General features: G+C 52.2%; 9 protein-coding genes. 6 read left to right on the top strand and 3 right to left on the bottom strand.

Annotated features, from left to right (window positions below):
• Positions 1 to 7: 7 nt before the first annotated feature.
• The 5 genes from RBB75_RS00180 (at position 8) to RBB75_RS00160 (ending at position 6,501) form a co-directional block, all read left to right on the top strand.
• Positions 8 to 2,119 (top strand): TonB-dependent receptor, encoded by a 2,112-nt coding sequence (locus RBB75_RS00180; RefSeq protein ID WP_353069170.1) that lies wholly within the window; start codon positions 8 to 10, stop codon positions 2,117 to 2,119.
• A 72-nt stretch (positions 2,120 to 2,191) separates the two neighbouring features.
• Positions 2,192 to 2,515: a hypothetical protein gene (locus RBB75_RS00175; protein ID WP_353069169.1), complete on the top strand. Its 324-nt coding sequence runs from the start codon at positions 2,192 to 2,194 to the stop codon at positions 2,513 to 2,515.
• Positions 2,516 to 3,488: 973 nt separating this feature from the next.
• Positions 3,489 to 3,986, top strand: a complete 498-nt coding sequence (locus RBB75_RS00170; RefSeq protein WP_353069168.1) for a hypothetical protein — start codon at positions 3,489 to 3,491, stop codon at positions 3,984 to 3,986.
• Positions 3,987 to 4,028: 42 nt separating this feature from the next.
• Entirely contained in the window at positions 4,029 to 4,646 is a 618-nt protein-coding gene (locus RBB75_RS00165; RefSeq protein ID WP_179638506.1) for a hypothetical protein, read from the top strand.
• Positions 4,647 to 5,184: 538 nt separating this feature from the next.
• Entirely contained in the window at positions 5,185 to 6,501 is a 1,317-nt protein-coding gene (locus RBB75_RS00160) for a carbohydrate porin (RefSeq protein ID WP_353069167.1), read from the top strand.
• Positions 6,502 to 6,898: 397 nt separating this feature from the next.
• Here the strand turns inward: RBB75_RS00160 and RBB75_RS00150 are convergent, their stop codons facing one another.
• Positions 6,899 to 8,371, bottom strand: coding sequence for a hypothetical protein (locus RBB75_RS00150; RefSeq protein ID WP_353069166.1), 1,473 nt, complete (start codon positions 8,369 to 8,371; stop codon positions 6,899 to 6,901).
• Between the two features lie 929 nt (positions 8,372 to 9,300).
• Here RBB75_RS00150 and RBB75_RS00145 point away from each other — a divergent pair.
• Positions 9,301 to 10,242 (top strand): DsbA family protein, encoded by a 942-nt coding sequence (locus RBB75_RS00145; protein ID WP_179638503.1) that lies wholly within the window; start codon positions 9,301 to 9,303, stop codon positions 10,240 to 10,242.
• 716 nt (positions 10,243 to 10,958) lie between these two features.
• Here RBB75_RS00145 and RBB75_RS00140 read toward each other — a convergent pair.
• Together RBB75_RS00140 and RBB75_RS00135 are read right to left on the bottom strand one after the other, a co-directional pair.
• Complete coding sequence (locus RBB75_RS00140; protein ID WP_179638501.1) at positions 10,959 to 12,665, bottom strand: FAD-dependent oxidoreductase; 1,707 nt, start codon at positions 12,663 to 12,665, stop codon at positions 10,959 to 10,961.
• 231 nt (positions 12,666 to 12,896) lie between these two features.
• Positions 12,897 to 14,132, bottom strand: a complete 1,236-nt coding sequence (locus RBB75_RS00135; RefSeq protein WP_353069165.1) for an NAD(P)/FAD-dependent oxidoreductase — start codon at positions 14,130 to 14,132, stop codon at positions 12,897 to 12,899.
• Positions 14,133 to 14,348: the final 216 nt, after the last annotated feature.

Genomic DNA, 14,348 nt, shown 5'->3' with positions numbered 1-14,348 from the left:
GCCTGTTGTGAAGGACAAGCTGTTCGTAGCTGCGGGCACAGAGTGCTTACGCGTTCGAAGCGATGCAAACGTCCAAGCATATATTCTGACGCCGCAGGTGCAGAGCTACCTGGCACCGACAGTGCAGTCGTTTTTGACACAGTATGGCCAAACGTTCGCCTTTGCGAACACGCTAACAAACGCACAGGCTGGCGCTGCGTCAAATCCGAGCAATTCCAATCCTTCACCATTGTTTCCTGGCGTCCCATCATCAACTCCTGCGCTAAGCTTAGTGAATTACAACGTCCCTCAGGATGCAGGCGGGGGAGTCCCAGAAAGCTCGTATAACGTCACTTTGCGCGGGGATTACAACTTCTCGAATAAGACAGCGTGGTTCGGGCGCTATATCACGTATCGCCAGTCGCAGCCTCCAGGAACAACGGCCTATACCCCATACTCAAACTATGATGTGGGTGCAACTCAGAGAGACTACTCCGCTCTGGCCGGTGTCACACACACCTTCTCGGCGTCGCTTGTAACGAACGGGCACGTGGCGTTCAGTAGGATAAACCTGAATAACAACTCAAAGCCCATTGCTGTGACGACGCCAGATCTGTTTCTGGGTGCGAGCGCAAATATCGGTGGTGTAAATGTAGCGTTTCCTGGCACGGGCTTCAGCCTGCCGTATGGCGGACCGCAGAATGCGATTCAGTGGAATCAGGATGTGAACTGGATCAAGAAGGCGCATTCGCTCCAGTTCGGCTCGCAGGTACTCTATATCCAGGAGAATAGGTCTTTTGGTGCGTATGCGCAGGCGACGGAGCAACTGGCCGGCTCTGTCACCGGTGACACAACCGGATATCCAGGACTGTTTTCAGGCGTATTAGGAACGTTCTCCACTGCAATTAATCCGGAAGGAGCTTATCCGGGACAAATGATTACGACGCCCGCAACGCAGCCGAACTTTGCGCGCAGTGACCGATTTCATGATTGGGCTGTGTACGGGCAAGATGGCTGGCGTGCGACTTCGAAGCTGACAGTGAACTACGGCGTGCGATACGAGTATTTCGGCGTGCAACACAACAACAAGCAGAATCTTGACTCGAACTTCTATTGGGGGTTGGGTGCGGGACTGCTACAACAGATAAGAGACGGCACGGTCTACATGGCTCCGCAGAGTCCGATCCACGAATTATGGAAGCCCAGCTATGGCACGGTGAGTCCGCGGGTTGGGTTCGCCTTCGATCTTTTGGCTAATGGCAGAACCTCGGTCCGTGGCGGTTACGGAGTTAGTTATGAGAGAAACTTCGGCAATGTGACGTACAACGTCATCCAGAATCCGCCCAACTATGGCGTGATTGTTCAGAACAAGGTTCAGGTGACTTCAACGAACCTGGGAGCGTTAGGAAATTCGATAGGTCCTGTGACACTCCCGAGCACGAGTCTCCGAAACGTCTCGCAGAATATTAGAACGCCACAGACCCAATTCTGGAGTCTTGCTGTCGAGCAGCAAGTTGCTCAAAACACGATAGTCGCCGTGGAGTACCTGGGAGCACGTGGTACCCACTTATACGACATCAAGAACATCAATGGCCTCGGCTCAGGAAATTATCTACTGGGTGATCCCGACGCCGGCGCAAATTATGCTGGACTTACTCGACTGAATGCGACGTACTCGAACATCAATAACCGTGGCTCGAGCGGCGATTCTTACTATGAAGCGACAAACCTCCGATTCAAGACCGTGGACCTGCATCGGACGGGCTTAGGGATGACTGCAAACTACACATGGGGTCACCAGATCGACGATTTGAGTTCGACCCTCTCGGAGACCTATGCAAATGGCAACGGATTTAACCTTGGATATACCAATCCATTCGACCCGGGGTATGACCGCGGTACCGGCGATCTGGATGTGCGGCAACGTTTCGTAATTGCGCCGATCTACGAGACGCCGTGGCTCAAGAGTGATCGCAGATTGGCGGGGCAGGTGCTGGCTAGCTGGGAGATAACGGGCATCTACACGGCACGGACCGGCTCATCTTTCACATATTACGACTCGACGAACAATGACGGCACATTTTTCAATGTTGCGCGCTATGTTCCTTCGACCCCTATTTCTCGTTGGAAGTATACGTAGTCAAAGGGACAAGTAAATGTAGGTACCAATCAGTACTACCTCACACCAAGCCTGCCAACAGGTGAACGAAGCGTGAATCAGGCATTGGGCGGCTACTCAAACTGGATCTTTCCAACTTACGCGCCAGAGCGGAACTCATTCGTTGGGCCTGGAGCGTGGAACCTCGACCTGGCCGTAAGCAAGAGATTCTATATTTGGAAAGAAGCCAGCATTGAGTTGCGAGCAGAAGGCTTCGATCTGCTGAACCACCACAATCTCTATGTTCAACAGGGGCTAGCGAATGCAGCCAGCTACTATTCTTCTAATCCAGAAATACTGGCTTCGAAGGGTGGAGTTAACGGCGCGACCAGCGAAGAGCGGCGGTTTGGACAGCTGCCTGCGAAGATCGATTTCTAACGCTATCTTGACTGCCCGAAACCGAATACACAACTACACAACAGACGAGAAATGCTTTACACCTGCATACACGGGAGAGTGTTCCCTAACAGTTTTTGCAGGTTGAAGTACAAAATTGCGTTTGACCGAAAGGCTAAATCGGAGAACTCCGCCAGGAAGAGGCAACATCGCTCTGCTATTGATTGCCTCTTCGGTTACATCTTTGAAGTCAGGTGTGTGATAGGCGGAAGATTCTTTTAGCACTGTCGATTTGTCGCCATTGATTCCGATCAATGACGAAGAGAATCGTGCATGTATCTGAGATTTCTTCAGAAAAGTGGTTGATAAGTTAGCAAGACGAAGTTTTCTCATATGGCTCCGATCAGACTTCTGCTAGTGGGTTTTGTGCTTCTTCTGCCTGGCATTCCACGTTGTCTTGGCGCCGTCGACGCGTTTACGGTGTCGTTGCGTTCATGCGTGCCTGATGCTGCGAAGCAGGTACCATGCGTAGATGTTTCTGTGGTACTTGATGGGGCCCCATGTAGCGCAAGGACAATCCCTACTGCGGATGCCGCTGGTCGTGGAAACGTGGAGACGGATGCGACGACCTTATAGGAGTTGTCTGCAAGCGATACAAAGGGCGTTTTGCCGCTGACATTCCATGACGATGCTGAAAGCGCGAAGACTGTTTATCGTCACTGGCAAGCGACACGAGCCACGGCAAGGGTAAGTCGTCGTTCATTATCATGCTCCCATCTCCACGGCGCTTGCACCGCGCGGAGCAGCACCGCCGCTGGAGTTGCGTTCGGACCATGCATCGTTTTCCGGCCAGGAAAAGACGTTCCTCATGCTGCAGGAGGATGATCGACCATGTCTTTTGTCGGTTCTCGGGACTTAAACGGATTAGGGCAGATGCTATTGGCGTCACGAGTATGGGGCCTGGCGATGTGCCGTCACCAAGACGCCTTCAGAGGGATTGGGGGCAAGCTTTTTCATGGGCGGCGATGTGCATTTGTATCCGGCAGTGCCTGCACCAACCGGCTTCTTTGAGGCGTGGTATGGCAACCCTCCGTTCAATCTTCAACCTGTGATGGAATCTGAGAAGAATCTCTATCGGTTCTACGAGTCGTTCTTCAAGCGGCTCAACACTGTGCCCTACGGTGTCTTCATACGCGAGAACCTGGTAAATGCCGGCGGTGGCGTCAGTCTCGGAAGCACGTCGTTCGTGAGCACTTTTGAACCCACGACCGATTGGGGTCAACTGAAGATCACACTTGCGCATGAGATGCTGCATACCTTTGTCGGTCAGTTGGATTCCGGAGGCACGGACGGGTCATGGTATTCCGAGGGATCGTCAGTTTACTACGCGCGTCTGCGGGCCGGACAAGTTACTTCGTCAGAGTTTCTTGCCGACTTGAACAGCACTGCGGGACGCTATTACACCGACGTCATGATCCACACCCCGAACAGCGAGATAGCGCCGAACTTCTAGGCGGATACACGCCTTCGCGTGCCGCCGTATGACCGCGGGTCAATGTACTTTGCGGTTCTCGATGGCGAGTTGCGTGCCGCTTCGAACGGGAAGCAGTCGCTCGACGATCTTCTGCTCGCAATGGTCGATCGCCGCCGACACAGTCTGCTAGCTGATCAGGCTGCGTGGGTCGAACTGCTTCGGTCGCACCTTGGAGAAAAGGGGAAGGCGGAGTTCGAGGCTATGCTGGATGGGGCTGTAGTGCTGCCCCGCCCACAGGACTTTGGCCCTTGCTTTACGAGAATCACCGAACCGATGCGGCGGTATCAGCTGGATTTCGAGCCCAGGGTGCTCGTCGAACCTAAGCGCGTGGTGCGTGGGTTGATTCCGGGTTCGGCAGCGGAGGTTGCGGGCGGGCGGAATGGCGATGAGATTACCCAGCCTGTGCCACAGGATCAGATACAAGCCCAGCAGGATGGTGTTCTGACGCTAAAGCTGTGCGGGACGGGAGTTCACTGGAGATTAGGTATGTGCCACGCGGCGAGACGGTGGAAGCATATCAATGGGTCAGCCAGCGATGCGCTGATGAGGCTAATGGAAAAGAGTGAGTTTCCAGCCGAGCCAGACCACCGAACTTACTCTTGTGTGAAAGAAATAAGCCTCCTTTGGCTCGGCTATTAGACACCATCCCCGCACTCACAAACGCAGTCGGCGTCTGACACTCTTCTGCAATTCATTGGGCTCGCCGTGGAGGCCGAGCGCCTAGGCAAGGACGGACCCACTTCCGTATTCACAAGTCGCGCGGCAATTGGCGTCCCCGTTTGCTTGCGGCAGTCGGAACTCCAATTTCGAGCTTCTGATTCTTGAGGTGCGAGGCTTCGTCTTTAGATGGCGTAACTAAGAAAAGAGAAATCGGAGCGATCCTTTGGCTGTTGACGGGCAATAGACTCGTATGCATTCAAGCCTGGAACACTGACCGGACTGTCTACCACCTCTGGAATACCGGAACTCAGCTGGCGATTTTGTGGGGTAGTCACCTCCTCTTTTCTACAGGTTCGGAATCCCCGTCATTTGCAAAAATCATTCTATACGCAAGCGATCTCGTTCCTGCTGAATCACTCACGTTACCGCGATGATTGCTTCTTCGCACGTAAACCAACTCTCGAGAGTTGCCCGAACAACTCCACATCTACAGTTTGGGTTCCTCTAAAGGAATCAAATGAAGATGACCAAGCTTGTATTAGGGACGGTTCTGGTGGCTGTGGTAGAAGCACCTGCTGTCCTTGCGGCTCAGAGCACGGCATCGAGCGGCATTACTGGAGACAGTACCAGAACGAGCCAGATGGAACCGCATGCGATGCCGCCTGTCTTGAAAATGTCACCGGGCTTGATGCAGGAGTTGGACACAGTGGAGGCGGCGCTGGCGTATGTCCCAGCAGATCCGCTTTTGAAGGGCGATCTCTTCGGATTCATCACACGACCGAGCGATAAAGGTGTGAGTTGGCTGGAGAAGGCCGCACGCTTGCGGCTGGATGCTACATACACCATCATCAACCAATATGCGACGGATACCCCACTTGGCGTGCGGCACAACCAGGCGAGTGGACGGCTCGATTTCAACGGAAACCTGGCGGTGTATGACCGCGAGAGTACGAGCGCGTCGATTGGACTGCTGATACGTTCCGGCACGAATATTGAAATCAGTCAGCAGTTCAATTTGAGCGACAAAATGGGTTCCGGAGTATTCTTGAACTCGCTGCAGGGCGGGGGAGAGCAGCGGCCAATCACACTTAACATTTTCTACTTGAGACAGGATTTTCTTCGTAAGCGACTTTCGATCTACGTTGGCAAGGTACATCCAAATCAACACATCGGGCTGAGTCTGTATAACGGCGATGAGACGACGCAGTTCCTAAATGGTGTGGATAGCGGAAACCTCACAGTCCCTTATCTTGGTGCGTTTGCAGGTGGTGCGGCGGTGGAGTATCAGTTCACTTCGCACCTTTACCTGCATAGTGTGGCTGTGGATACAGTGGGGGGAGCACAAGATGGCATTGCGACGTTAGTAGATAAGAAATATTTCGAAGCTACTGAGTTGGGCTGGTTCAAAGGTAAGCCTGGAAGTGGCTTTCAAAGCCTGCGTCTCGCTTTTTGGCATGACGATACGAAAGATCTTGGAAGCGGTCATGGGGTTGCTTTTGGTTTCGACCGCGAATACCGCAACGGCTTGACACCTTTTGGACGAGTTGGCTTTGCAACAGACACGGGAGGACTGATTAAGGGAGCAGGCTCGCTTGGTATTACAAATATAAAACCATTCGGACGGCGCGGAGATATGTTCGGCGCTGCGATGAATTACATGGAGCCAAACCACACCGGCAGACACCACGAGAGTCTTTTTGAGACCTTCTATCGACTTCGACTTACAAACAGCATTGAAATGGGGCCTGACCTCCAGGTGTCGATCCATCCGACGTATTCGGTGAAGCCTTACACGAGCGTTCTGCCCAGCGCAAGGATGCGGTTTATTTTTTGAGTTCCCGCTCCGCGCTGACACTGACACATTCGAAATATTGGTATGCTTTACCACGATATCGTGTGGCAACTTCAAATCTACGCCTCGTCTGAAAAGTTCAATACAACGATGACCTGTTCGGTATCATCGGCACGCACGTAGGCGTAGACATTGGCGTACTGTTCCGATATATCTCTTTACGCGCCGAAGATAAGCACCTTCTTTAATTTTTGAACTCGGAGCAACTGCCGGTAATAAGACAATACCGAATCTTTGTTGGTACTTTCAGCATGCACATAGACCCTGAAGTGGTTGGGGTTCAGGACGATCCACGCAAAGCACTATTCCGATCATTATTGGTCGGAGACGAGAGACCGATCCTCTTGATCCTCTTTCTGGTAGGCCACGCTGATTAGGCTCAGATCATCCCAGGCTGCAACAAATCGGATGACCCAAACCAGACCTTTGCGGCGTGCTCTTGAATGCCAGCGGATTGGGGATCTAGCAACTGACCGGCAATCTCTGCCAGTACACGAAGGCTAACAGGATCGTTTGGCATGGCAAGAAGTGTTGTTTCAATCTCCTTACGGGCTTCGCGAAGATGCCCTTGAAGCAAAAGCGCTTCACCAAGACTTCGGCGCGGCGGCCAAGGCCAGATCGGTGGATCGCGATAGCCATCGTTCTCTTCCGCAAAGCTTGCTGCCGCAGTGTACTCTTTCACTGCACTCACATAGTCTTTCTGGACTATTGCAGCTTGACCGTTTAGCGTTTCACGGGCGACCGTCAGCATAGCGACAATCTTCGGATCAGTATGCTCAAACGAGCCGGTCTTATGTACGTCTTCAATCAGTGCAGCCTCGTGACCCGCGGCGATACCGTCGTTGCGACGAATCATCGCCTCTCCACGTGCGAAGTGATAAAACCCATTTGCCAGAGAGGTATCAGGAGCTTTCAGGTTCAGAACATCCTCTACAGGAAGAAATCGACCGAAGGCAAGATAGGACTCCGCGAAGGCCAAGCTCTGAGGCGGAGAGGATCGCTGCATTTCATCTGCGAAGCTTAATGCCAAATTCTTATCGCCACTGATGAGTGACGATACAAGTCCGAACAGGAGGTTGTGTAGGTGCATTGGGATGGACGCCATTCCCCCGGGGGGCTGCATTTTTTCCACGTAGCCTATATCCGCCAAGACTGCGGCCATGTTGGCTTGCGCCGCAGCTTCGTACTCGCCCGTGCGGTAGTCGATGTGACTCGACATATGGAGCATATGCCCCGATGCTGGGGCGAGCGACGCAAGTCGATTCGCATACTGCAGAGACGCGGCAGGCCGATCTTGCCATTCCGTCAAGTGCAGATAGAAGTGGATCGCGGGTGTATATGTGGGATTGCGATGCAGCACGGTTTCAAGATGCGCCTGCGCCTTCACTAAATGTGGGTCTTTCGCAGACGCGGAGCCTGGGACACCGTTCTCCGCTGCAATCATCTCTGCATTTGCGGCGCTCACCTGAAGGAAGTCATCTATGGGAAAAATATCCGCCAAAGCATCAGCAGCTTTTGCCCCTGCTTCGCCATCGACAGTCCATGATCTGTCGCGCATCACATATCGTTGCTGTTCTGCAGTAATGATTGCATTGGCCTTTGGAGATAGGCTGATGGCGAGCGCCTGAGCATGCGATAGAGCTTCGACTGCTCTCGCCGCTTCACTTGAAGCAATTGTGTAATTGATGGTCGGAGCAAGTGCCGACGCTTCTCCCCAATAGCACATAGCGCAACCCGGATCTAAGTGTTCGGCAAGCATAAAGGCGCGAATCGCCTCTTCTTGAGAAAAAGAGTTATCGAGGCGTATCCCGTTTTCGAATGCGATGCGCGCAGCGAAAGAAGCCCTTTCCACTTCGACACCTCCATCACCCAAGTTTAGGATTGGGGTTGTCAGATGTGTATCATTCGGGGGATTCTCTGGGAGAATCTTAGGCCCCACCATCACATGCTGAGCCCCCGCAGATATACACAAACCCGCTAATATCCAGGCTATCGACGCTCGTCGAAAAAACATTCTACTTCCTCGTATTCTTGTCCGTATGGTTAGGCTATTTCTGCAGCTTGGACATTGCCGACAAGCGAATGAGATTATCAATCGATGTTGGCTAAGTGGCCTTTAGCCTGGGCTGCCGGCTGCGTTGCGGAGTTTCGACGCATAGTTGATGCCCATCGCCCGTGCGAAAAATAAGTTCGATGCATTGGTTCAAGATGTAAATAGACTGATTGGCCGCTTGAATCCAGGCAGCAACATATCGCAATGTGACGTTCACCTTGCGATATGTAAAGTCCACCGCTACTACGCTCTGAACAAATACGTGATCGCTTGATTCGAACTTCGAGGGTGCATCAGTGTTTATACACAGGACGATGGTTTTCCCGCACCTCAAATTTACTGAGAGCAGTAGCTTCGGAAGGCGTTTGTGCGAGAACAACGGCGGGCGCACAGAGCGTCAGCAACAGCAGGGTCGATTTACTGTCCATTTTAATGACCTTTCTTCGTGTTCAGCCATTCTCTTTATATCGAGAATGACAGAGTTGACTGCAATCAACGAGTCATATTGATCGTTCACATCACCGCTCTACCTGTTTGCATACACTTGGTCAGTGCCGTGCCGGGCATTCTTAAGAAGCCTCTTGCCGTAGAGATGCGAGCGTACCGCTTCGGTACCTTGATGCTCTCTGAATCGCGATTTTAGAGAGCCATCCCGTGCAACAGCAGTGGCCCTGTATCTTTCTCTAGGTGAGCATCACATTGGAGTCTGGCGTGGGAAAATTGAAGTAATGTCGATTTCGTTCGCAGTTTTCCGTTGCACGCTATTTTTATGTTTGACACTAGGCAGCGCGAACATAAGCCAGGCTGGAGAGATAACAGGTCCACCAAATCAACCACTTTCGCCTGAGCTGAAGTGGAGAATAGAAGTTATTTTTCGTTCTCATGCAGAATTGCCTCCCGAGTCCACGGTAGAGGTTGGTCCACGAGTGGCAAGTCTGGTGCCCGGCTATGATCAAGTTGAGGTTTCCTACATCGCCAATGGCATCCATTCAAAGCCCGTCGATTTGCTCCTTTCAAAAGACGGCACAAAGATGGCTCAGTTCCGTGAATTGGAGGTGCCATCCACCGCGCTTACGTCGCTCGCTGATGAAACGCGCCCAAGACGAGGTGGCCCTTCGACGGCACCTGTGCGAATCGTCATTTTCGATGATTTGGAGTGCCCGTTTTGCGCACGACTTAATCAGACACTTTTTCCTGCTCTCCTTGACCGATACGGAGAGCAAGTCCATGTCGTGTATCGAGACATGCCTTCCGAAGGCCATCCATGGGCAGTCAGAGCAGCAGTTGATACGAATTGCCTAGCGAAGTACAACTCGACTGCATATTGGGAAGCAGTCGACCAGATCCATAAAGTATCGAGTGAACTAGGCGGCCAGGAGCGAACCTTAGCTAAGGCCAACGAAGGCATTGATGCGATCGTTTTAAGAATTGCGGAGCGCAGTCATCTCGACGTGACCGCGGTCAACGCTTGCGTCTCAAAGCAAGACGCTGGTTCTATCAAACAATCACAGCTGGAAGCGGAAGATTTGGGAGTCATAAGGACTCCAACGCTATTCATCAATGGAGCGAAAATAGAAGGTGCAGTGCCAGTAACGTTTCTTTTTCAAATAATCGACGATGCCCTTCGTTCGCAGGGTATACGACCCCCTGTCGTCGCTATCAAAAAGTGATTCTTTGGTGTGGGCTAGATGTCTTTGGCTTCCAAATCAAGACTGTCGAACCTGCGCCATTTGTAAATCCGATAGAAGCGATCCAACTCACAGCGAACAAGACGATGCACTAGCCAAAAGTGCCAAAGTTTCCCATTGAGTTCCGTCACGAATCTCCAGAAGACACCCGTGAGTTGGAACTCTCCCGCCAGCAACCAAGAGCTTCCATCCCTCCAACCGCAAAGGCAAACCACAACAGATATGAGAACGTATCATGAGGTTATAATAAAGCTTTCGAATTAGCTTCACGAAAGCCCAGCCATATGCTCCCAGCATCTGAACTATCTGCAAGAATTTGCTTCATGCGTGCCTCCGTTTGTCGTTTTGCATTAAGCTGGCAATAATTGAAGCAAAATGATCCTGGTGCCCCCTGATTGCATGTAGGCGATCTCGCCTACAAAGCTCAGAATGCTTCGTGATCAATACCTTCATGACAGAACTATTCCAGCAGTTGACACGCATCACCCTAACTAAGCCACTTGTCTTGAACTTACTCGTGTGCACGTCGGCGAGACCATCGAATCTTGAGTTGTGAGTCTGTAGGTTTTTACAGTGGAAGCTTCAGAGACGACGACACTGAGTACATATCCAGTCAGAGTCGAGTTGTTCCAGCCGGGCGTTATCAACTCTTGATATGCGTAGGCAAGGCGCAAGAAGAGGACGAATATCATGGGCCATTAATAAGCCGACACACAGCCTGCAACTCTTAGCTTCTCCAAGTAATGATGTACATCCGAAATGACCACCGACCCCTCACCTACGGCGGAGGCAACGCGTTTCACAGACCCGGCTCTGACATCGCCGATCGCGAAGATCCCTGGTCTACTCGTAGCGAAACGCGACTGCATTTTCCATTCAGCTCGGCCTGTCTCAATAAAGCCATTATGATCGAGGTCAAGATGCTCCTTGAGCCAGCTCGTATTAGGATGTGCACCGATCATGACAAAAATATTAGCGACCTTGAAGACACTTCTTCCTCCCGACGAACGGTCTCGCACTTGAACAGAGTGCAGTTGGTCGCCACCCAGGATGGCATCGATTTCGGAATGGAGATGCAGTTTGATCTTGGGGGAACACACAATACGCTGTACTAGATAGTCCGACATCGTTGCTTCAAGTGTCATTCCACGCACGACTAGGTGCGTGCAACCTGCGTCCTTAGACAGATGCAGTGCAGCTTGCCCAGCTGAGTTGCCACCGCCGACCACGACTAAATCTTGGCCAATACAGCGGGTCGTTTCGATTGGCGTCGCAGCGTAGTGGATGTTGGTCAGCTCATACCGTTCATAACCAGGAACCAGTAGCTTGCGATATCGAGCTCCTGTCGCAATCACGACGGTACGGGAGGTCACCATGCGACCATCCGAAAGACAGAGCCTATGCAGCTTGGGAGAACTGCTTAGGCCAACCACATTTCGGGCGACCTCAAGACGCGCTCCGAAACGCTGTGCCTGAATCTCAGCACGAGAAGCAAGTTCCTGTCCCGTTATGCCAGTTGGGAAACCGAGATAGTTTTCGATCCTGGAACTTGTGCCTGCCTGCCCCCCGGGAGCAGTGCCTTCCAGCACAACGGTCGTGAGCCCTTCTGAAGCGGCGTAGACTGCGGCCGCTAAGCCCGCTGGCCCAGCTCCCACAATGGCAACATCGAAGATCTCTTCGGCCTCAAATACGTTGCTTATTCCCAGTTCGTCCGCTAACACTGTGTTGCTTGGATTCCTCAGGACACGCTGGTCGGGCAGGAAAACCACCGGCATCTCCGATGGGTCGAGGTTAAGCCCATTGAGCAGCAACTGGGCAGTAGGATTCGACTCGGCCTCGATGAGCTTGTTGGGGTAGCCATTGCGAACCAAAAACTGGCGCATCCGCATAGTCTCTGCATCGTGACTGTGTCCAATCACAATGACGCCTCCATGGGAACGCTGCATGAGACTCGCACGGCGTTCGATCCATGCACGGACGATTACGTCTGCAATGTCCAACTCCGAGCGCATTAAATTATGCAGTGAGTGTGCATCGATGCGGAGAATTCTGCTTCCCCTCGCGGTTCGACCACTCAACAGCCCATCCCGTCCGCTAAGCAGATCCAATTCGCCGCTGAATTGGCCCTTTGTTAAGGTCGCCAATGGCACAACGGGGTGTCCTGGCTTATCTTCAAAGAGATCAATCCGACCCTCGATGACCACAAACATATCGCCACTTCTAGACCTTCTCTCGAATAGTGTCAGACTTGAGTCAAATGTCTGAGTCTCGCCATAGGCGTTAAGACGCTGAATCATCTCCTGAGAGAGCATCGGCGCCGCGGTTCCCTGCGTAGCGCTTCCGATGTATTTGAAGCTGACATCTTGAATAGCTTGAGGTGGTGTTCTTCGATTCTTTGCCATCATCGTGTCCTCTCGTGTCGTCGGCGGACTTAGGTCTCGTAATTCTTTTAATGTAACGTGCCCATCGAAATTGAATTGCCAGTGCAGGACATTCTGGACTGGCTGCAGCTTTAAGCATCGATAGCGTCTTACACGCCCTGAGAATTCGAAGCACTGGCTCTACTCTCTAGAGTGTCTGAAGATCCCTTCTCTGGAATGCCTTGACCAGGTGCTCGAAAGGACATGAACTGAACGCTATCTTTGGAAAAGAAAAGGTCGAGAAACCAGTTCAAAGCAACATGAATTCGTTTCCCCCATCGTGGGAGTTTGGGTGAGATATACAGTTCTCCAGAGGAACCATGCCGTAAAACCGGAAAACCTGTAACCTAGAATTTGGGCTACTCCGCTCCGTCTCCCAATCGAAGCCATTTGGCCGATTGTGTTAAAACTTAGCTCTCTTGTGGTTTGACCATGTAAGGAAGCCGCCAAGTTTTCTGCAAGAACTCTTGCCTGTCGCAATGCATGCTGGGCTGTCGGTGGATAGTATCTTCCATTGCTATCTGGTATTCGTGCGCAGTCGCCCAAGGCCCACACATTTGGATGGCCTTCTACCAGCATCGTTCTGGTCGTCAACACCCTTGCATCCTCTGATTCGGTTCTGAGTTGGGCAAGTTGAGCTGGCGCAGTATTTCCCCCCGTCCAGACGACGAACTTGGTGGCGATTACTCTCCCGTCATCGAGGGTGACGTCATTCGGAGTGGAGGCGATCAGTTTCCTGTTTAGAAGGACTTCGATGCCACGTGCGACCAGCTTGTCCCCGGTGAAGTTGCCAAGTTCAGGTCCGAGTTCAGGAAGAAGATGCGATCCGCCATGGATGAGCATTACCCGGAGCATCGAAGGAGACAGATTTGGATAGGTCTGCACGGCTGATTCCATAAAGTCGTAAATCCCGGAAACCGTCTCTACTCCAGCGAATCCACCCCCCGCAACAACCATTGTGAGCGTCGCATCCCGCGTAATCTCCGAACAGTCTGGATCGGCCTCTTCCAAGTGTGCGATCATTCGATTCCGCAGTGTGATGGCATCTTCCAGCGTTTTCATGGTCATTGCATTCTGTTCCAAGCCGGTGATTCCACGAAAGTGTGAAACGGAGCCTAACGCAAGCACTACATGGTCATAGCCGAGAATGTGAATATGCCGGTCGACTCCATGTGCAATCGTGACGGTCTGTTCAATCAGGTTGATCGAGTTCACGTCTGCAGCAATAAATTCGGTGCGACGGACCATCTTTCGAATGGGATTCACGATGGTCGTAATATCCAGGTCGCTAGCGGCGACCTCATGCAACAGGGGCGTGAATAGCAAAAAGTTGTCTCTGCTCACAAGGCGAATCTCCGCCTCTCTTGTCTCTAGGAGTCGCTCGAGAACCCGAGCTACCTCCACGCCTGCGAAGCCTCCGCCAAGGATAAGGATTCTAGTTTTGCGCGACACGTTTCGCTCCTGTCTTAGTAGGCTTCGGCTGCACAGTTGCTACCGCGGCGACTCATGTCCCCGAACCAATGTGACCTACTGCAGTAACGGACGATGCTATAGCAAATGCTACACGTTTCGGAACATAGCGCTTTCTCCTCTCACTACAGTTGAAGAAAGTACGAACCAAATCAGCTATGGTCATTGTGCCGATTCTGGCGCGGGAGCGAACTAGCA

The organism is Tunturibacter empetritectus (assembly GCF_040358985.1).
Classification (GTDB): Bacteria; Acidobacteriota; Terriglobia; order Terriglobales; family Acidobacteriaceae; genus Edaphobacter; species Edaphobacter empetritectus.
Note: the sequence above shows the minus strand (reverse complement) of the source record. Positions and strands in the feature narration are given on the sequence as shown.

Excerpts from the sequence above, each read along its gene's own strand:
- RBB75_RS00170 (WP_353069168.1), top strand. The coding sequence starts at position 3,489 with ATGGGCGGCGATGTGCATTTGTATCCGGCAGTGCCTGCACCAACCGGC.
- RBB75_RS00165 (WP_179638506.1), top strand. The coding sequence starts at position 4,029 with ATGTACTTTGCGGTTCTCGATGGCGAGTTGCGTGCCGCTTCGAACGGG.
- RBB75_RS00140 (WP_179638501.1), bottom strand. The coding sequence starts at position 12,665 with ATGATGGCAAAGAATCGAAGAACACCACCTCAAGCTATTCAAGATGTC.
- RBB75_RS00160 (WP_353069167.1), top strand. The coding sequence starts at position 5,185 with ATGAAGATGACCAAGCTTGTATTAGGGACGGTTCTGGTGGCTGTGGTA.
- RBB75_RS00145 (WP_179638503.1), top strand. The coding sequence starts at position 9,301 with ATGTCGATTTCGTTCGCAGTTTTCCGTTGCACGCTATTTTTATGTTTG.